General features: G+C 71.4%; 15 protein-coding genes and 1 tRNA gene. 9 read left to right on the top strand and 7 right to left on the bottom strand.

Annotation, left to right across the window (positions count from 1 at the left end):
• The first annotated feature begins 30 nt into the window (after window positions 1-30).
• The 5 genes from F4560_RS45540 to F4560_RS12875 are packed head-to-tail and all read left to right on the top strand — an operon-like array spanning window position 31 to window position 3,454.
• Window positions 31-633 (top strand): YbaB/EbfC family nucleoid-associated protein, encoded by a 603-nt coding sequence (locus F4560_RS45540; protein WP_184919813.1) that lies wholly within the window; start codon window positions 31-33, stop codon window positions 631-633.
• A 33-nt stretch (window positions 634-666) separates the two neighbouring features.
• The gene (locus tag F4560_RS12890; protein ID WP_184919811.1) at window positions 667-993 is read left to right on the top strand and encodes a hypothetical protein; all 327 of its coding nucleotides are present in this window, start codon (window positions 667-669) and stop codon (window positions 991-993) included.
• Entirely contained in the window at window positions 990-2,129 is a 1,140-nt protein-coding gene (locus tag F4560_RS12885) for a WXG100 family type VII secretion target (RefSeq protein WP_184919809.1), read from the top strand. The genes F4560_RS12890 and F4560_RS12885 overlap by 4 nt, the downstream gene beginning before the upstream one ends.
• Window positions 2,126-2,809: a hypothetical protein gene (locus tag F4560_RS12880; protein ID WP_184919807.1), complete on the top strand. Its 684-nt coding sequence runs from the start codon at window positions 2,126-2,128 to the stop codon at window positions 2,807-2,809. The genes F4560_RS12885 and F4560_RS12880 overlap by 4 nt, the downstream gene beginning before the upstream one ends.
• Window positions 2,810-2,821: 12 nt before the next feature.
• Window positions 2,822-3,454: a hypothetical protein gene (locus F4560_RS12875; protein ID WP_184919805.1), complete on the top strand. Its 633-nt coding sequence runs from the start codon at window positions 2,822-2,824 to the stop codon at window positions 3,452-3,454.
• 53 nt (window positions 3,455-3,507) lie between these two features.
• On the opposite strand, the gene F4560_RS46105 is transcribed toward F4560_RS12875, so the two are convergent.
• The 3 genes from F4560_RS46105 to F4560_RS12860 form a co-directional block, all read right to left on the bottom strand.
• Entirely contained in the window at window positions 3,508-4,629 is a 1,122-nt protein-coding gene (locus tag F4560_RS46105) for a lytic polysaccharide monooxygenase (RefSeq protein ID WP_184919803.1), read from the bottom strand.
• A gap of 409 nt (window positions 4,630-5,038) precedes the next feature.
• Window positions 5,039-7,243 carry an esterase-like activity of phytase family protein gene (locus tag F4560_RS12865; RefSeq protein ID WP_184919801.1) on the bottom strand — a complete coding sequence of 735 codons (2,205 nt, stop codon included), beginning with the start codon at window positions 7,241-7,243 and terminating at the stop codon, window positions 5,039-5,041.
• Window positions 7,244-7,338: 95 nt separating this feature from the next.
• On the bottom strand, window positions 7,339-8,955 hold the full coding sequence (locus tag F4560_RS12860; RefSeq protein WP_184919799.1) for a serine/threonine-protein kinase: 1,617 nt from the start codon (window positions 8,953-8,955) through the stop codon (window positions 7,339-7,341).
• Window positions 8,956-9,426: 471 nt separating this feature from the next.
• Between F4560_RS12860 and F4560_RS12855 the strand changes: the two genes are divergently transcribed.
• Window positions 9,427-9,503, top strand: a tRNA-Met gene (locus F4560_RS12855).
• Between the two features lie 92 nt (window positions 9,504-9,595).
• Here the strand turns inward: F4560_RS12855 and F4560_RS12850 are convergent.
• A complete protein-coding gene (locus tag F4560_RS12850; protein ID WP_184919797.1) occupies window positions 9,596-11,071 on the bottom strand; it encodes a type 1 periplasmic-binding domain-containing protein in 1,476 nt (491 codons plus the stop codon).
• Window positions 11,072-11,076: 5 nt separating this feature from the next.
• Window positions 11,077-12,987, bottom strand: a complete 1,911-nt coding sequence (locus F4560_RS12845; protein ID WP_184919795.1) for a hypothetical protein — start codon at window positions 12,985-12,987, stop codon at window positions 11,077-11,079.
• Window positions 12,988-13,160: 173 nt separating this feature from the next.
• On the opposite strand from F4560_RS12845, the gene F4560_RS12840 reads away from it, so the two are divergent.
• The 3 genes from F4560_RS12840 to F4560_RS12830 are packed head-to-tail and all read left to right on the top strand — an operon-like array spanning window position 13,161 to window position 16,794.
• On the top strand, window positions 13,161-14,765 hold the full coding sequence (locus F4560_RS12840; RefSeq protein ID WP_184919792.1) for an SLC13 family permease: 1,605 nt from the start codon (window positions 13,161-13,163) through the stop codon (window positions 14,763-14,765).
• Entirely contained in the window at window positions 14,765-15,832 is a 1,068-nt protein-coding gene (locus F4560_RS12835; RefSeq protein WP_184919790.1) for a tartrate dehydrogenase, read from the top strand. Before F4560_RS12840 ends, F4560_RS12835 begins: the two co-directional genes overlap by 1 nt.
• 44 nt (window positions 15,833-15,876) lie before the next feature.
• Window positions 15,877-16,794 (top strand): DMT family transporter, encoded by a 918-nt coding sequence (locus F4560_RS12830; protein ID WP_184919788.1) that lies wholly within the window; start codon window positions 15,877-15,879, stop codon window positions 16,792-16,794.
• Window positions 16,795-16,845: 51 nt separating this feature from the next.
• Here F4560_RS12830 and F4560_RS12825 read toward each other — a convergent pair whose 3' ends face one another.
• Together F4560_RS12825 and F4560_RS12820 are read right to left on the bottom strand one after the other, a co-directional pair.
• The gene (locus F4560_RS12825; RefSeq protein WP_312869283.1) at window positions 16,846-17,871 is read right to left on the bottom strand and encodes a family 2 encapsulin nanocompartment cargo protein polyprenyl transferase; all 1,026 of its coding nucleotides are present in this window, start codon (window positions 17,869-17,871) and stop codon (window positions 16,846-16,848) included.
• Window positions 17,872-17,931: 60 nt separating this feature from the next.
• Entirely contained in the window at window positions 17,932-19,110 is a 1,179-nt protein-coding gene (locus F4560_RS12820) for an ROK family transcriptional regulator (RefSeq protein WP_184919786.1), read from the bottom strand.
• Window positions 19,111-19,161 lie beyond the last annotated feature (51 nt).

Here is a 19,161-nt window from a genome sequence, read left to right as displayed (position 1 = left end):
AAACGTCAAGGCGCCGGGGGTGCGTGCGGGGTGGATGGTCAGCAGCGGTTGCAGGCGATGATGCGATCGTTCGAGGAACAGGCGGCCAAGGCCGGTCAGCTCCAGGAAGCGATGAAGGACCTGCGAGGGGTGGGGCGCAGCCGGGACGGAGCCGTCACGGTGACCGCCGCGCCGTCCGGCGCCGTGCTGGGGCTCCAGCTGTCGCCCGCCGCCATGTCCCGTTCGCACGTGGCGTTGCAGCAGGAGATCCTGGACGCGATCCGGATGGCCACGCTGAACGCCGCGCAGCAGCTCGACGCCGCGGTGGCGCCGATCCTGGGCGACCGGTTGCAGGAGTTCAAGCAGGGCATGGCGGCGTCCGGGGTGCAGCCGATCATGCCGTCGGCTCCGCCACCTCCTGGTATGCCGCCCCCGGGCCCGCCACCTCCCGGTATGCCACCTGCGGGTATGCCACCGTCCGCGCCGCCGGTGACGGGTCCGATAACCGCGCCGGTGAGCGCACCGCCGCCGTCGGGCCCGCCTCAGCCGTTCCAGCGGCCGGTGAACCCGCCGCCGAACCAGGCGCCGGGGAACCGTCCGCCGCGCCCGCCGGTCGAAGACGACGACGAACCACCGAGCACGTTCCTGACCTGAGGGGGACAGGGTGCCTGAGTTGAGGGGGACAGGATGACTTTCAACGTCGTTCCGGAGGCGTTGACCGCCTTCGCGGCGGGCAGCGAGAGCCTCGCCGAGAAGTTCGGCGCGTTGGCCGACCTGCTGGAGCAAGCCAGGGTGGACGACCAGTGCTTCGGTCCGATCGGCGATGCCGTGGGCCTGAGCAGCGGTTACTTCTCCAGCCTTGACGAGTGCCGGCAGCTGGCCACCGACGCGCAGGACTTCCTGAAGCAGACCGGCGAGCAGCTGAAGGGCAGCTTCGAGGTCTACAAGGGCGTGGACGACGGCATCTCGCAGGCGTTCACGACGATCGGTGACGGCCTGGGCGGTGGCCGGTGAACTCCGGACCGGGCACGTTCGCCGACCTCAACGGCGGCGACCAGAAGAACTGGTTCGAGCAGGCCGCCGGGCGCGGCAGCTCGGGCATCGGGGCCATGCAGGACCTGGCCGACGCCACCAGCCCGCCGCAGATGGCCGCGGCGACCGTCGCCGGCCGGATGGAGCTGCTGGAGACCATCGCGAGCCCCGGCAAGGCGCTGATGGACAACGGCCTGGGCTTCCTGGTGTCGATCGTGCTCAGCCCGCTGATCGAGATCGCGGAGTGGGCGATCGGCGATCCGGAGCAGATGCGCGCCACCGGCAACGGCTGGGAAGAGGTCGCGACCTGGCTGGACCAGGTCGCCGAGGCCGAGCAGAAGCGCGCGGACGCGACCAGCGCCCTCTGGGTCGGCGACGCGGGCGACGCGTTCCGCAAGCAGATCACCGAGTTCAGCGGCGGGGTGTCCGCGCTGGCCGAGGACGTGCGCGGCCTCAAACAGACGCTGGACATGATCGCGGACCTGTTCGACATGTTCGTCGAGTTCGTGGTCCAGATCCTGACCGAGCTGATCATCGGCCTGATCGTGCAGTGGCTGGCCGCGCTCGCCGCCTCGTGGATCACCGCGGGCGGTTCGGTGGCGGCGGCGGGCGCGACGACCACGGTGCAGGTCGGCAGCACCGGCGTCCGGCTCACCATGCGCGTGACGAAGCTCCAGATGAAGCTGTTCCAGATGATGAAGCGGCTGGAGCAGCTGCTGACCCGGCTGCGCGGCCCGCTGCGCCAGGTCATCCAGCGGATGAACAGCCTGCGCGGCGGCAACATGCTGGAGCAGGCGGTCGGCCGCCGTGCCGGCTCCAACCCGCTGGTCAACATCCTGACCAGGGCGGATGACAGTTCGCTCGCCTCGACCACGGGGAACCGGTTCATGGACGGCGTCACCGGCGAGGGCGCGCTGGCGGGCAACATCAGCCAGACCGTCCTCAGCGGGGTGCTCGGCGGCGAGACCAGGTTCGCCGCCGCGGCGACCAACGCCGCTGTCGACGCGGCTGTCGACGGCGCCATCAAGTTCGGCGCCGACGCCGCCTACGACGCCGCGCAGAACAAGCCGTCCGAAGAGGAACGCCGGGAGACGCAGGAACGCGGGTTCAACTGGTGAAGCTGGACGGAGTGCCGGCCCTCCGGCAGTCGTGGTGCGCGCCGGACGAGCCCATCCTGCTGTGCGCGCCGGTCGGGTCGACCGGTTCCTGCTTCGACGTGAGCGGCCTGGACTGGTGGGGCGAGCCTGAACGGAGCCTCGGGGGCAAGGCGTTGCGCGCCTTGGGCACCGCGGCCGCGGCCGCGTCCGCCGGCGGTCCCCGTGACCAGGGCCAGGCGCCGCCGAAGGCGGTGGTGTTCGGGCCGGGCGCCGGCACGATGGCGGTCGGGGCAGGGCTGGCGGTGAAGGACCTGACGTTCGCGTGGTGGGTGCTGACACCGCGGCGGATGGCCTGGGTGCGGACGGAGCCGGAACCCCGAGCGCCCGACGCGGAACCGGACAAGTCGTTGCTCGACCAGGTCTGGGGCTTGGCGAAGAGCGCGCGCGACGCGCTGGCCGGCAAGAACCCGTATCCCGCGCACGTCCCGATCGAGACGGCCGACGTCGAGTCGCTGGCCGAGGTCCCGCGAGGGGGGATCGCGGGCGTCGCCGTGGCGGAACGCAAGCTGCCGTACGACTACACGACCGGCGCCGTCCACGTGCTCCGCGTGTCGCTTGTGGACGGTTCGGGCATCGACATCGTCGCCGGTCACGGATCCGGTCACGCGCAACGGTTGCTAGCCCTGGTCAATGGCCGGTAGAGGACGGGGAAGTTGCCCAAGAACAGGCTGAAGATCGGCGAGATCGCCCAGCAGCGCTGGGTCGGGCCGGGCGAGCAGGTCGTCTGGGTGGTCGACCCGGAGGGCCACGTCGGCAGCACGATCGGACCGACCCGCACCGCGCCGCACCGGACCGACACGGCCGCGTTGGACGTGACCGTGCCCGAGTGGCCGTTGCCGACCCGCGCGGTGGGCGAGGGGCGGTTCCACCACGACGAGTGGGTGCACGACCCGGCGGTCTGGGCCTGGGCCCACGCCCCAGGGCCCGACCGGATCGCCGCCCGGTGGGCCGACCTGTTCACCGCCGGCCGCGACGAGTGCCGGCTGCTGCTGACCAACCGGCGGCTCGCGCTGGTGGTGGACGGCGAGGCGACCAGGCCCGCCGCGCCCGCGTCCGGTGGCCTGCTGGGCCGCGTGCGCTCCCTCGGGCAGTCGCAGCCCGACGCGCCGGCGCTCGTGACCTGGTGGGAGGGTCCCGTCACCACCGCGCGTCCGGAGGCCGTGCCGCTGGGACGGGCGGTCCAACCGGAGTGGTTCGTGCGGCTGGCGTTCGCGGACGGCTCGACCTTCGAGTTCCGGGACGCGCAGGCCGAGCAGTCCGTCCGAACGGCCCACGCCAACTTCTGAGACGCGAAGTCCGCCCGCCGCTGTGGTAGCCGACGGGCGGACTCGGGATCACATCAGGATGCGGCGCATGTGAGGGTGTAGGCGTTGGCCGAGGTGCCGGAGGCGACGAAGCCGAAGCTCGCGCTGGAACCGACGCCGACCGAGCCGTTGTAGGCGGCGTTGCGGGCGGTGATCGTGGACCCGCTCGTGGTCAGGGTCGAACTCCAGGAGGAGTTGATCCGCTCACCGTTGGCGAAGGTCCAGCTCACTGTCCAGCCGTTGATCGGCGTGGTGCCGGCCGCCACGCGCACCTCGCCCTGGAAGCCACCCGACCACTGGGAGGTCACCCGGTAGGTGGCGGAGCAGCCCGCCACCGGGTTGGTGGTCGTCGTGGTGCTGGTCGTGGTGGTCGTGGTCGTGCTGGTGGAGGTGGTGCTGGTCGGGGTCGTCGTCGTGGTCGTCCCACCGTTGAAGTTCACGTCGCTGCACGCGTAGTAGCTCTGGTCGAGGTGGCTGGCCTGCCACACGGTGAACAGGATGTGGTGGCCGCTGCGGCCGGGCGCGTTGACCTCGATGGGCGTCCGGGTGCCCGTGGGGATCCTGCCGGTCTGGCCGACCAGCTCCAGGTCGCCCCACTTCAGAGCCTGGGTCTTCGGGTTGAAGCCCTGCTTGGTGGAGTAGACGCGGATGTAGTCGGCGCCGTGCGAGGACGTGTCGTTCAGGTTCATGGTGAACTGGTTGGGCCGGTTCGGGGCGTTCCACGCGCCGACCTTGTCCATCGCGGCGTAGCGGCCGTCGAAGGTCAGGCCGCCGCTGCACAGCTGCCCGTCGGGGATGGCCCCCTGGTGGTTGCCGGCGACGCCTTCGCGGAACAGGCCGTTCCAGTTGTACATCGCGGACGGGTTGGCCTGCCACGCCTGGTAGCACATGGGGTCTTCGGTGGCCATCTGCTGCGTCGGGCCGTTGGGCCACCGGTTGTGGCAGCCGTAGTGGCGCGACGGCGGGTCGCTCACCGCGCCGTGGGCCGAGGCGTTACCCGCGCCGAAGGTCACCACCACCAGGGTCGTCAGCAGCGTCAGGCAGGCGCCGAAGATCGCCGACGCCCGCCACACGAGGGCCTTGGGCGACGGGGCCTTCTTCGAACCGCCGCCCGGTTGGCGAGGCCCGTCGGGTGCGCTTTCAGAGAAGCGAAGCATGTGAACCGCCAAATCTTCATTGATCGACGACGTGGACTTCCGCCGGTTCCGGGGGCGGCCGGAACCGACGGTTCTCGAAGCTCGTGAGCACTCGGCCTCAACTGCCTGGGAGCGCTCCCAGACGTGGTGTCGAAAACTGACTGCTCATCGGTCCTACTCCGGGTGCGGTGTCCGCCGGCCGATCGCTCGGGGCCGTTGTGGCCACCCGAAGGCGATCAGAGGTCGAGACACCTGGAACATTGCGCAACTTAAACGATCACGACGACGGTACGGTCGCCGCCCGGCCTCCGTCAAGGGCGAACCCGCAGGACGACTACGGACTCCGACATGGTTGCGGAAACATGCGGCGGGTGCCCGAACCGACCGGTCCGGGCACCCCGCAGGACTAGCGGATGGCTCTGGCGGATGGCTAGCGGACAGCGCCCAAGCGGAGGAACACCGATTCGCCCGGCGCGTCGTCCACGCCGTCGTTGTCCACCACGCCGACCAGTCGCCGCCGCGGCCCGTCACCGACGACGGCCAGGCCTTCGGGCTTGTCGTGGGCCACCGCGCCGCCCGCGGTCAGGGCGGGCAGCAGGTCTCGCGCCTCGGTCTTGGCCACCACCGGCTTGGCCTGGCCCGCGGCGGCGGGGGCGACCTGCGAGACGTCCACCCGGTAGACCTTCTTGAGCACCGCCGCGTCGCCGCGCTGGTTGTCGCGTTCCAGCACGAGCAGCGTGCGGTCGTCCAGGGCGGTCACCTCGGACAGGCCGACCCAGGCCCCGGCGGGCGCGGCGTCGAGCGGGTAGGCCACGAACGCCCACTCGCCCGTGGCCGGGGTGAAGCGGGCCAGGGTCGCCTGCCCGGGACGGTCGCTCTTCCACTCCCGCTGCACGGCGACCCACACCTGCTCGCCGGCACCGCCGCCGGTCGTCGTCACGCCCTCGAAACCGTTGCTGGTGGCCGTTTCCGCCACCGCGGCGGGCAGCGGCACCTCGCGGACGACCTCACCCGTCGCCGTCACCTCGACCAGCAGGTTCGGCCGCGCCTTGCCGTTGCCCTCGGCGGCCAGCCAGTAGCCGCCGTCCCGGCGCACGGCGATGCCCTCGCCGTCGTAGTCCACCGGCTGCCCGCCCTTGGTCACGACCAGCTCCGCGTGCACGCGGGCGGGCGTCGACACCGTGTCGACGGTCAGCACCCGGGTCGGGCTGTACGCCGAGTCGGTGATCGCGACGACGTCACGGTTGTTGCCGGGGATGGCGGAAAGACCCGACAGGGCACCGAAACCGATGCCGTCGGACACGATGGACGGCGTGCCTTCGTTGCGCGCCGCGGACACCGACAGCGGCATCCGGGTGATGCGGTAGGACGTGAGCGACGACCGCACGCCGTCCTTGGCGGAGTCCTCCTCGGCCGACACGATCAGCGTTCCGGTCGCCGGGATCGGCAGCAGGCCCTCCGGACCGACACCGGTCGGCAACGCCTGGAGGAACCGCGGCCGGCGCGGGTCGTTCACGTCGTAGACCGCGACCATGTTGGCGCGTTCCATGCCGACGAACGCGTACCTGTCGCGCCCGAACGACACCACCGCCAGACCTTCGGGCTCGACGCCCTTGTTGTCCGAACGGCCGTCGGGGTACTGGCCCTGGCGGATCGCGGCCTGCTGGAGTTCGTTGCCCGACGAGTGCACGACCTCACCGGACGCCGCGTCGAACACCGTCCACGTGCGCGAGCCGCCCTGGTAGTCGCCCTCGTCGGCGGTGCCGAGCGTGTGGTCGTCCAACCACGCCACCGCGTCCGGCTCACGGGCCGCGGTGATCGTCGCGGTGGGGTCGATCCGGCCGTCGTCCTCGACGTCCACGCCCTCCACCGTGGCCGTACCCGCGGAGAAGTGGTTCACCAGCGTGGCGGAAGCGAGGTCGACGATGGCGATGTGGTTGTTCTCCTGCAACGTCACGGCCACCTGGCCCCGGCCGTTGATGCTGACGTACTCGGGCTCGGGGTCGCCCGGCGCGACCTCGGCGATCCCGGTGAGCCCGACCTGGCGCAGCGTCCACGCGGTCGGAGCGCCGTCGAGGTTCACGATCGTCAGGAAGCCCGCCGGAGCCTGTGGCATCGCGCCGTCGTCGACGTCCTCGTCACGCTGGTTCTCGATCGCCACGGCGGCGTGCCGGCCGTCGGGGGAGATGTCGATCGAGTCCGGCTGCCCGCCCAGGTCGTGCGTGGCCACGACGGTCCGGTTGTCCAGGTCGACCACCACGAGCACGCCGGAGGGCGCGGTGAACGACGCGGAAGTGTTGACAGCGACCAAGGCCAACCGACCCACGATGTCCACAGAGGTCGGCTCACCCGGCATGTCCAGCACCCCGCCGGGTTCCAGACCGCCGTCCCGGCCGACCGTCGCGAACCCGATCCGCCCGCCCGGGGAGTCGGTGTAGACCACGGTCCGACCGTCCTCGGTCGCCGCCGCGATCTCGGCCGCGGTGTGCTCGGTGGCGGAACTGTTGTGGAACACGGACAACGTGTCGACGCGCTGGAAGCGGCCGGGGGCGGTCGCCGTCGCGGACGACGGCAGCAGCGACATGGTCACCCCGCAGACCAGCAGACCTGCGACAAGACGGACCGGACGGGCCATGGGGTCTCCTACCTCGATGACGGCGCGGGCTTTGTAACCCGCGGAGGCGTCGTCGAGGTGAACGGCCGGTGGCGTGCGCCGGTACTTATGACGGCTCAGCCGCCGCCGTTGCCCTCACCGCGCTTCTTGTCGTCCTTCTTGTCATCGTCATCGTCGTCGTCCTTGTCGTCCTTGCCGCCGCCGATGCGTTGCTGGGAAAGGACTTCATCGGAATTGATCAGCGGCGTGCCGTTGCGGACGACGAGCCCCAGCCGGTGCGACTCGCGGTACTTCCTGCCCTCCGCGCCGGTGAAGTCGATGCCGACGGTGACGGAGTCCGGGCCGGTGGCGTCGGGCGGCGTGCTGATGGTCAGGTCCTTGATGTCGCCCCAGGACTTCTCGTACTGCTGCCTGCCCTGCGCCTGGAGGCCCGGCCCGAGCAGGTCCCACGCGCGAGTCGGGTTCTCCGGCAGCAGCCCGTAGTAGTCGGCCACCACCTTTTCCAGCTGTTCCGGGGCGAGGGTCGTCGGACCGGCGGACGTGACGGTTGTCGGCGTGGTCCCGCCTGTGGTGTTCGACGCCTTGGTCGCCAGCACCACGCCGAACACGACCAGCGCCGCGACGGCCACGGCGATCAGCGCGACGAGACCTCCTCGACGCGCCGGCCCTGGTGGTGGGGTGAGTAGCGAACCGTGTGGCGGACCTGACGACGGGCCGTGTGAGGGGCCTGACGGGCCGTGTGAGGGGCCTGACGACGGGCCGTGTGGCAGACCCGACTGCGAACCATGTGGCGGACCTGACTGCGAACCATGTGGTGGACCTGATGGTGGCCCTGACATGGGCCCTGACATTGGCCCTGACAACGGGCCGAGTGACGGGGCCGTCAGCGGGCCGGCCGGGTGCAGGTCGAGCCGGGTCGGCGCCGGTGCCGGTCGCACCGCGCGCAACCGGTCGGCGGCCTGCGCCATGGTCGGCCGGGTGGACGGGTCGGCGCGCAGCAGCTCCACCAGCACGTCGGTCAGCGGCCCCGCCTGCGTCGGAGGGGCGTAGTGGCCCGCGGCGACGGTGTGCAGCAAGGCGATGGCGTTGTCACTGTCGCCGAACGGCGGACGCCCCTCCACCGCCGCGTACAGCGTGGCGCCGAGGGAGAACACGTCGGAGGCGGGCCCAGGTTCACGGCCCAGCGCGACTTCGGGCGCGAGGAACGCGGGCGTTCCGGCGAGCAGCCCGGTCTTGGTGACGGTGACGTCCCCGACGGCACGGGAGATGCCGAAGTCGGTGATCTTCGCGGTGCCGTCGTCGGTCAGCAGGATGTTGCCCGGCTTGACGTCCCGGTGCACGATGCCCGCCGCGTGCGCCGCCGTCAGCGCACCCGCGATCTGCGCGCCGACGCGCATGACCTGCTCGGCGGGCAGGGAGCCGCGTTCGGCGATCTTGTCGGCCAGGGTCCGCGCGGGCAGGTACTCCATGACGAGGACCGGTCTGCCGTCCTCCTCGACGACGTCGTGCACGGTCACCGCGTTCGGGTGCTGCAACCGGGCGGCGATGCGCCCCTCGCGCGCGGCACGGCCCGCCGCCTCGACCGGATCGGCGCCCTCGGGCACCACCAGTTGCTTGAGCGCCACCTCGCGGCCCAGGCGTTCGTCCACCGCCTGCCAGACCACGCCCATCGCACCGGCCCCGAGGCGCCCGCGCAGCCGGTATCGCCCGGCTACCAAGCGGCCCACGTCCATCGCCGGCACCTCACCCTTCCGGATTGCGAATCCGGGCAATCCTACGTACCGGGACGGCCGTCGCCGACCCCGGCACTCACCGCCGGGCGCGGGTCCGAAGATCATCCAGGTGGGCGCGGTTTCCGGGGGAATCCGGCCCTGTTCTGTGCCGAATTACGTCGATCGAGTGGATTTGCCGCGGAGGCTGTCCTCGGATCGCCCGGATTCCGACTTGATCGGCGACGGCAGTGCGCACAGGGAGCCGATATGGCTGGACAGTCCGACTCGCAGGTCGGTGACAACGCGCCGCGGAACGGCGGCATCGTCGGGGTCGGGTGACCTGCCTGGTGCTGAGTGACGAACCGAGCGGGCGCAACCTGCACGTCTCCTGCACCGCCTGGGAGGCCTGACGAGCCTCTGACCTGCGAAATCGCTGCTTGACCTGGGGTGGTGTGAACCCGCGTCCATGATGGCGTAGACTGGTTTTAGCGACGCGGGGTGGAGCAGCTCGGTAGCTCGCTGGGCTCATAACCCAGAGGTCGCAGGTTCAAATCCTGTCCCCGCTACCACGTGGTGCAGAGGCCCCGGGCAACAGCCCGGGGCCTCTGACGTTTCCCGGCCCGACGTGTCTCAGCCCGCCGTTCATCAGGCCCGACGGTCCTCAGCCCGACACCAGGTCCACGAACGTCGGCACACCGGCGCCGTCCAGCCGCATCAGCAGCACGATCTTCTGGTGCGCGCTGCCGTCGTTGTCGTAGGACAGCAGCCCGCTCGCCCCCGGCACGGCGTTCTCGCCGTTGAGCGAGTTGAACGCCTGCAACACCTGGGTGGTGGACACGCGCTGGGCCGTCGCACCGGAGGCCCGCTGGATCGCCGTGGTGACGGTGAGCATCGCGTCGTAGGACATGATTGCGCCGTCGTCGCCCGCCGCCACCGGGCCGAACATGCACCGGAAGCACGTCGCCGAATCCCGCTCGTCGCCGAGGAAGGTCTGGACCGCCGTGTCCGGGAACTTGCGCTCGGCGAGGGGCTTCAGCCGATCCGCCTCCCACGCCGCCCCGTCCGCGAGATCGGTGTAGGTGACGTCCACCCCCGCGTTCAGGCCCCGCTTGAACGACTCGCTGAGCAGCTGTTCGGCCGACATGTCGTCACCGGTGACGATGTGGATCACCCGCTCCCGGCACAACCGGGTGGCCAGCCGCTCCACGAAGCGCGCCAGGTCACGGCCGCGGCCCGCGAAGAACACCACGTCCGCCTGGGTGGCGCAGATGTTGGGCATCATCAGGGCGAAGGCGTTCTCCACGCTGCCCAGCCCGGAGTCGTACTGCTGCGCCTGTTCGAGCACCCGGTGCGCGCCGTCGTCGAACTGGTCCCGGAACGCCTTGGCCAGCGTCTCGGGGTACAGGTCCGTGTTGTTGGTGTCCTGCACCAGCAACACGGTCGTCGCGCCGGTGCCCTTGACGTGGTCGGCCGCCGCACGGGCCTGGCGGTCGTTGGTCGGCGCGGGCCGCAGCAGGCCGGGGATGCCGGCGAGGTCGTCGGCGGTGATGGTCGAACCCACGATCGGGATGCGCAGCTCGGACAGGCGCCGCATCGCGTCACGGGCGTGCCCGAGGCTCAACCCGATGCCCGTCACGGCGACCAGGTGGTCGGGGCCGTCCCGCCGGGAGTCGAGGTCGTCCACGACGGACCGCCAGTGCCGCATGTCGTTGCCCGGGTTGGCGAGCAGCAGCTGCACCTTGGGCCGTGCGCTCCGGTTGAACGTCACCTGCGCCTGCGACGCGCCTTGGAGCTGGCTGCGCACCCAGTCCTGGGTCGTGATGCCGCCCGGGACCGTCGTCATCGGCAGGAACACCGCGACGCTGACGAACTCCCGGTCCGTGCGGGCGTCCGCGTTCGCCGTCCGGATGCGGTCCATGACGCCACCGAGCTGGGGCTGGTCGAAGTCGCTCTCGGCGGCGGTGACGCCGACGCACTCGCCGGTGTCCGCGGCCCTGCGCACGTCCTCCTGGCCGTCGCAGCGTCCCAGACGGTCATCCGCCACCAGGTATCCCACCACGCCGAGGGCGACGAGCAGGACCACGAGCACCACGATCAGCGGCCGCCGGAAGGGCGGTCGTGGCACGTCCACGCTCATCTGCGTCACCTCTCGGCCCGGTCGTGCAACAGGATCGAGCCCTCGCCACCGTGCTGTCCGAGCCGCCGGTAGGCCTCCATGATCCGACCTCGCAGCGTGTCGTCGGGATCGCCGAGCGGGTCGGCCGCGATCCAGAGCGCGGCGACGAGCCTGGCCAGGGCCGCGCCGTGCGACCCGGTGGGCGGGACGCCCTCGATGAGCTGTTCGACCTGCGTCAACGGCTCGGCGTCGCGCGGCAGCCGGTTGGGCGCGGACGTGATGACGTCGAGCTCTGCCAACCACTTCAGCGCGGTGGCCATGTCCAGCTGCCGGTCGGACGTGAACGGGCCGGCGAGGTGCGCCACCGCCGAGCGGACGTTGCCGAGGGCGAGGTCGTGGTACTGCGCCTCGGTGGCCTGCCCCTGGTCCTCGTAGTGGTCCCGGCAGCGGCGGTGCACCGCGTCCCAGCCGCGTTCGGGGTCCTCGCGTTGGGCGAGCCGATGCAGCAGCAGGGTGCGCAACCACGGGTCCAGCACAACGCGTCGGGCGTCGCCGTCGTCTGCCACGGTCAGCAGGAAGTTGTTCAGCAGGAACGTGTACAGCGCGCCGCCGCCGTCCGGCAGGTCGGTGCCGAGGATGGCCGCGTCGGACAGGAACTCCACGCCCCGTCCCGCGCTCGCCGTGACGAGGTCGTCCACCTGTGACGCCGGCAGGTCGCCGAGCAATCGGCCCAGTGCCTCGTCGGCGAAGGACGCGGTCCGGTCGGGATGGGCCGGCACGGATAGCAGCCGCCGCAGGGGAACGTGCTCCTCCTGCCGGGCCAGCACGTCGAGCATCGTCCGCAGACCGCCCGGGTGGCCGTGGGTCAGCCGGTAGGGCAGCGACGCGGGCAGGCGGGACGTGGCGGCGCGCTTGACCATGTCCTCGGTGTCGGCGGGATTCAAGTGCCCCAGTCGGACCAGGAACCAGTGCCGCCACTCGGTGCGCAAGTCCCGCTTGACCTCTTCGGGTGTGGGCGGAAGGGGCGCGTTGCCGGTGGGGAGCGTGCCGGGCCGCCGCCAGGTGCCGTTCCAGTCGACGTTCCACGTCCGGCTGGTCACGAACACGGCCGCGTGGTCTCCTCCGGCCCCGGACCGCCTGCGCGCCGCGAGGAGACCGGACAGGAACGCCTTGCCCGCCGGGGTGTGGGCGTTGTCGAGCAGCACCACGCAGTTCGCGGTCCGGCGCAGCTGGTGGAGCCGGCCGGTGAAGGCCTGGTGCAGGTCGGCGAGGAAGGCGTCGAACACGATGGCGTCGACGGCGGCGCGATCGTCCGAAGCACCCTTGTCCTTGTGGTGCAGGTCCACCAGCAGGTCGCGGGGATCACGCGGCGCGGACCGCGACATGCCCTTGATGGCACGCAGCACCCGGCGGCGGGACAGCCAGTCGAGGCCGTTGAGCAGCGCGTCCGTCGCCGACGGCGCCCAGCCGGGCAGACCGGCCGCGTCCGCGGCGAGTTGGGCGAGGCCCAACACCTGCTGCCGGTGCTGTTCCACGGGCCGGTCCTCGCGCATCACGGCGTTGACCTCCGCCAGCGCCTGGCCCCGGTCGGTGTGGTTCAGGTTGCCGGTGAGGACCAGCGCGCACAGCCACAGCCTGGGGAACGCGATCCGGCCGAACTGCGGCACGTCCCGACTGAGTTCGAACGCGATCCCGGTCAGGATCCCACTCGGGCGGGCCTCGCCCAGTTCTTCGAGGTCCAACATCGCCCACGGCACCCGATTGGCGCACCGGTCCCGAATCCGCCGCAGCAATGCGGTCTTGCCGGTTCCGCGGGCGCCCAGCGCGACGACGAGCGGCAACGGCCGCGCCTGTCCGCCGGGCCGCCGCACCAACTCGTCGACCAGGTGGGTGGAAACGCCGTCCACCCCGGCTAAGTCACCCTCGTCATCGGGCATGAGTCTCCCAGGACTGCCTTGTGCACCACCCCGGCAAGTCGGGCCATTATGCGAGCGGGCGACGACCTCCAGGGAGAAGATCGGATCGATTCAGCCTTTCGGATCAACGGCGGTGGGGTGGCCGGTGGGCGTCACCGGTGCCACGCTGGTGGGTGGATCGACGGGAGGCCCCGATGGCGGACGAGAAGCCGGCGAACCGAACCGACGTCGACAAGGCGCTGCTCGGCCATGCGACCTACCGCGGCCTGGGGGAGCAGCGGCTGTCCCCGGCCGAGGAGAAGTTCGAGCGGGGCCGCCGCACGGTCGGGCTGTGGCTCGCGCCGCTCGTCACGATCGTCTTCCTGGCACTGCCCCTGGACGTGCCGGGGAACCAGCAGACCCTCGGCGGCATCCTGCTCGGCGTGATCGTGCTGTGGATCACCGAGGCGGTCCCGATCCCGATCGGCGGGCTGATCGGCGTCGCGGCCGTCGTCATCCTGAACGTCGTGCCGCCCGACGACGCGCTGCGCCCGTTCGGCTCCGCGACGATCTTCACGTTCATCGGGGCGTTCATCCTGGCCCAGGCGATGCTCAAGCACGGCCTGGCGCGCCGGTTCGCGTTCCGCATCCTGGCCCTGCCGCGGGTCGGCGGCTCGACCACGGGCGTGATCATCGCGTTCGGCGGGATCACCTGCGTGCTCTCGGCGTTCGTGTCCAACACCGCCACGGTGGCGATGCTCTTGCCGACCGCGCTCGGCATCCTCGGCGTCATCGCCAAGCTGTTGCAGGACAGGGGAATGGTCGCGGCGGACTTCGACCCGCTGCGGCTGCGGGTCGGCACCGCGATCATGCTGATGCTCGCGTACGGCGCGAGCGTCGGCGGCCTGCTGACACCGGTCGGCAGCCCGCCGAACCTGATCGGCCGCGGCCTGATCGAGAAGGCCACCGGCGAACGCATCTCGTTCGCCCAGTGGACGGCCGCGGCGTTGCCGATCTGCGCGCTCATGTTCGTGGTGCTGGCCGTCGTGCTGTTGCTGCTCAACCGGCCGGAGATCCAGCGCATCGAAGGTGTCGGCGAGTACGTCGCGCGCGAGCGTGCCGCCATGGGTCCGTTGTCGCGCGCGGAGAAGAACACGCTGATCGCTTTCGGCGTCACCGTGACGCTGTGGATCGTGCCCGGCATCGTCGCCCTCGTGGCGGGCAACGACTCGGACGTCTACGCGGCGATCAGCGACCGGCTCGACGAGGGCATCGTGGCGGTGCTCGGCGCGTCCCTGCTGTACCTGCTGCCGACGGACTGGCCGAAGCGCGAGTTCACCCTCCGCTGGCGCGACGCCGCGGAGATCGACTGGGGCACCATCCTGTTGTTCGGCACGGGCATCATCTTCGGCTCGCTGTTGGCGAGCACCGGCCTGGCCAAGACCCTGGGCGAGTCCGCGTCCGACGCGCTCGGCCTGAGCAGCGTCGTGCCCATCACGATCTTCGCGGTGGTGTTGGCGATCCTGGTGTCGGAGACGACCAGCAACACGGCGTCGGCGGCCGTCGTGGTGCCGATCGTCATCCCGATCGCGGTGGCCGCCGGCGCCGATCCGTTCGTGCCCGCGCTGGCCGCGACGTTCGCCGCGTCGTTCGGGTTCATGCTGCCGGTGTCGACGCCGCAGAACGCGGTGGTCTACGGCTCCGGCGCGGTGCCGATCACCAAGATGATCAGGTCCGGCGCCTCCTTCGACGTGATCGGCGCGGTGGTGATCCTGCTCGGCCTGCCCGCCATGGTCGCGCTGGTGGGGATCGGCGCCTGATGCCCGGGTCGGCGCACCGCATCGCGGTCATCCCGGGTGACGGCATCGGGCCGGAGGTGATCGCGGCGACCCTTGAGGTGCTGGACGTCGTGTCGGCGGCGCACGGCCTGGAACTGTCCTTTGTGGAGTTCGACTGGTCGTGCGGGCGGTACCGGGCCGAAGGGGCGATGATGCCGGCCGACGGGCTGGACGCGCTGCGGGCGTTCGACGCGATCCTGCTCGGCGCGGTGGGCCGGCCGGACGTGCCCGACCACGTGTCGTTGTGGGGCCTGCTGATCCCGATCCGGCGTGCCTTCCGGCAGTACGTGAACCTGCGGCCGATCCGGGTGTTCCCCGGGCTCGACAGCCCGCTGCGGAACGCCCGTCCCGGCGAGGTGGACCTCGTCGTCGTGCGGGAGAACGTGGAGGGCGAGTACAGCGAGGTGGGCGGCCGGTTCAACCGGGGTTTCCCGGACGAGCTGGCGGTCCAGGAGGCGATCTTCACCCGGAGCGGGGTGACCCGGATCGTCGACTACGCCTTCGAACTGGCGGCCGGCCGGCGGGGCAGGCTGACGTCCGCCACCAAGTCCAACGGCATCGTGCACACGCTGCCGTTCTGGGACGAGATCGTGGCCGAGCGCGCGGCGCGCCACCCGGGAGTGCGGTGGGACCAGGAGCACATCGACGCGTTGGCGGCGAAGTTCGTGCTCCAGCCGGAGCGGTTCGACGTGGTGGTCGGTTCGAACCTGTTCGGCGACATCCTCAGCGACCTGGCCGCCGCGGTGGCGGGCAGCATCGGCATCGCGCCGTCGGCCAACCTCGACCCCACCCGCACGCATCCGTCCATGTTCGAGCCGGTGCACGGGTCCGCGCCGGACATCACGGGCCGCGGCGTGGCCAACCCCGTGGGCGCGGTCTGGTCGGCCGCCCTCATGCTCGACCACCTCGGACACCCCGAGGCCGCCGCCGACGTGCTGGCCGCCGTGGAATCGGTCCTCGCCGACCCGTCAACCAGGACGGCCGACGTCGGCGGCACCGCGTCGACCCGGCAGGCGACCGACGCGCTGGTGGCCCACCTGAGCCGGTGACCCCTTCGTAGACTCGCCGCAGGGGCGCGACTTCGGGGGACACGATGAAGGACGATGCGCAAGATCACGGCGTGACGCCGTACCTGCACCTGCTGGTCACGATGGCGCTCTTCGGCAGCGCGTTCGCCAGTTCCAAGACCGTGGTCGGCGAACTGCCGCACCAGGTGGCCGCCGCACTGCGGTTCGGTGGCGGCGCGCTCGTCCTGGTCGCGCTCGCGGTGGTCCTCGGACGGCGACGCGGGCCGTTCACCCGGCGTGAAGCCACCCGCTCGGGGCTGGTGGGTCTGCTCGGGGTGCTCGGCTACAACGTCCTGTTCTTCTGGGGGCTGTCGATGGCGCCCTCGCTGGACGGGACGATCATCGTGCCGGTCCTCAGCCCGGTGCTGACCACGATCCTGCTGCTCGTGCTGGGACGGGAGCGGGCGTCGGCGGCCCGGTTGGCGGGCTTGGCGCTCGGGCTCGCGGGCGCGGTGGTGTTCTTCCTCGGCGTGGACGGGCAGGCGGGCGCGTCGCGGTTGTGGGGCGATCTGGTGTTCCTGCTCGCCGCCGGCTGCTGGGCGGTCTACAGCATCACGTCGAAGAGCCTGCTGGCCGGTTCCGACTCGCTGCGGGCGACGGCGTGGGGGACTGGGATCGGCGCGTTGGGGCTCATGGCGCTGGCGATACCGACCGTGCCGCAGGTGGAGTGGTCGACCGTGCCGGCCGGCGTCTGGGCGAACGTGGTGTACCTGGCGATCGGGCCGACGGCGATCGCGTACCTGTTCTACTACCAGGGTCTGCGCCGGGTCAGCCCGTCGACCGCGACGATCATGATGTTCACCGTGCCGGTCTTCGGCGCCGCGTGCTCCACCGCGTTCCTGGGCGAGTCGTTCTCCCGCCTCCAAGCGGTGGGCGCGGTCGTCATGCTGGCGGGTGCCCTCTTGGCGGTGCTCGGACCGAAGCGCGTGCGGCAGGTGGCCTGACCACGCTTTTGGCGATCGCGGGTCAGAAGTGCGGCAGCGCCTGGGGCCATCTCAGTGGTCGCGGTGGACGATGGTGTTGGCCAGGGCGGCGAGTTCTGCGGCCGGGCGTGGTGCGAGGTCGATCGAGTCGAGGTGGTGCAGGGCCTGGGAGAGGAGCAGGCCCGCCTGCTGTTCGCTCCACTTGCGACCGCCTGCCGCCTCCACGAGTTCCGCCATGCGCGCCGGTTCGATGACCGCGTCCCGGTACAGCACGGCGAGTTCCCGACCGGCCGGTGTGCCGGATGTCAGGGCGGCGACCACGGGCAGCGACTTCTTGCGGGCGTGCAGGTCCCCGTGCACCGGCTTGCCGGTCACGGCCGGGTCGCCCCAGATGCCCAGCAGGTCGTCGACGTGTTGGAACGCGACGCCCACCTTCAGGCCGAAGTCACGCAGTCCGGCCACTTCTGCGGGTCCGCCGCCGCCGAACAGGGCGCCCAGGGCGCACGCGTCGGCGAGGAGACCGGCGGTCTTGCGTTCGACCATCGCCACGCACTCGGCCACCGCTATGTCGTGCCTGGCCTCGAACGCGAGGTCTTCGTGCTCACCTTCGACCAGGTTCAGCACCGCGGCGTTGAGCATCCGCACGCCGGTCAACGCGGCCGGGTGGCCACTGGCGGCGAGCACGTCGAAGGCGGACGCCAGCATGGCGTCCCCGGCCAGGATCGCCGAGTGGACGCCGAAGACGTGCCACGCCGTCGGCCGGTGGCGGCGGGTCAGGTCGCCGTCGAGCACGTCGTCGTGCAGCAGCGAGAAGTTGTGCACGAGTTCCACCGCCGCGGCGGCCGGGACGGCGTCGATCGCGGACCCGTGGACCGCCTCGGCCGCGAGCTGGGCCAGCACGGGCCGGATCGCCTTGCCACCGCCCGAAGCGGTCGGCTCGCCGTGCTCGTCCCACCACCCCAGGTGGTACCCGGCGACGTGCCGCACCGACCCCGGCAACCCGTCGACGGCGGCACGCAGCGCCGGCTCCACCATGCCGCGGCTCCACACCACGACGTCGCGAACCGGTCGGGCACGGGCTGCGGCTTCTGATGGCACGCGCGCCTCCTAGTCGGTGGGTGTCCGCGAAAGCGTTGCGCCGCGGCGGTTCCCGGGTGGTCAGGCGAGTTGTCGGTCCACAACGGCCGGTGAGAGGACGTGCTGCACCACCATCGCCGCCGCGCCCAGGACACCGGCGTCGTCACCCGCCTGGGACGGCACGATGCGCAGGTTCCCGGTCGCCAACGGCAACGAACGGCGGTAGATCGCCTCGCGCACACCGGCCAGCAGCATCTCGCCGGCCAGCGCGACGGTGCCGCCCACGACGATCAGCGACGGGTTGAACATGCTCACGCACGCCGCCAGCACCTCGCCGATGTTGCGGCCCGCCTGCCGCACCGCCTGACCGGCTTCGAGGTTGCCCGCCCGGACCAGCGCCACCACGTCGGAACTGGTGTACGCCTCGACTCCCTTGGCGCGCAAGGCCGCCGCGATCGCGGAGCCGCTGGCGACGGCCTCCAGGCAACCGGTGTTCCCGCAGCGGCACGGCACGTCGCCTGCGTGCGGCGCGAGGATGTGCCCGAGGTCGCCCGCCGCGCCCACCGCGCCGCGGTGCAGCAGGCCGTTGCTGATGAAACCGGCGCCTATACCGGTCGCCACCTTGATCACGATGAGGTGCTCGGCCTCCGGGAACGACGTGGTGTGCTCGCCGAGGGCCATCAGGTTGACCTCGTTGTCCACCAGCACCGGGACACCGAGCTCGGCGCTGATCAGGCCGGGCACGTCGTAGCCGTCCCAGCCGGGCATGATCGGCGGGTTGTTCGGCCGCCCGGTGGAGTGCTCGACCGGGCCGGGCAGGCCGATGCCGACACCCGCCACGCGCGTCGATTCGAGGCCGGTCTCGGCGAGCAGGGCCCGCCAGGCCGCGATCAGCCGGGGCAGGACCACTTCCGGACCCTCGGCGATGTCCTGGTCGAGCCGGCGGACAGCCAGCGGCGCGCTGGTCAGGTCGGTCACCGCGATGGTGGCGTGGGTCGCGCCGACCTCGGCGGCGAGCACCACCCGCGCGCGGGCGTTGAACACGAACCGGCCGGCCGGTCGGCCACCGGTCGAGGCCTCGCTGCCCCCGTCGCTGACGAGGCCCGCGTCCAGGAGCGCGTCCAGCCTGGCCCGCACGGTCGACCGCGCCAGCCCGGTGACCGTGGTGAGTTCCGAGCGGGTGCGGGGCACGCCGTCGCGCAGGAGTCGCAGCAGCTCGCCCGGTGAAGCGGCGCCGACGGAGGGAACGTCTTCTTTCACCCCTCAATTGAACCAGAGAGTGAGCCAATACGGCGCAACTCGCTGAAACCT

This window comes from Saccharothrix ecbatanensis, from assembly GCF_014205015.1.
In the GTDB taxonomy this organism is placed as follows: Bacteria; Actinomycetota; Actinomycetes; order Mycobacteriales; family Pseudonocardiaceae; genus Actinosynnema; species Actinosynnema ecbatanense.
Note: the sequence above shows the minus strand (reverse complement) of the source record. Positions and strands in the feature narration are given on the sequence as shown.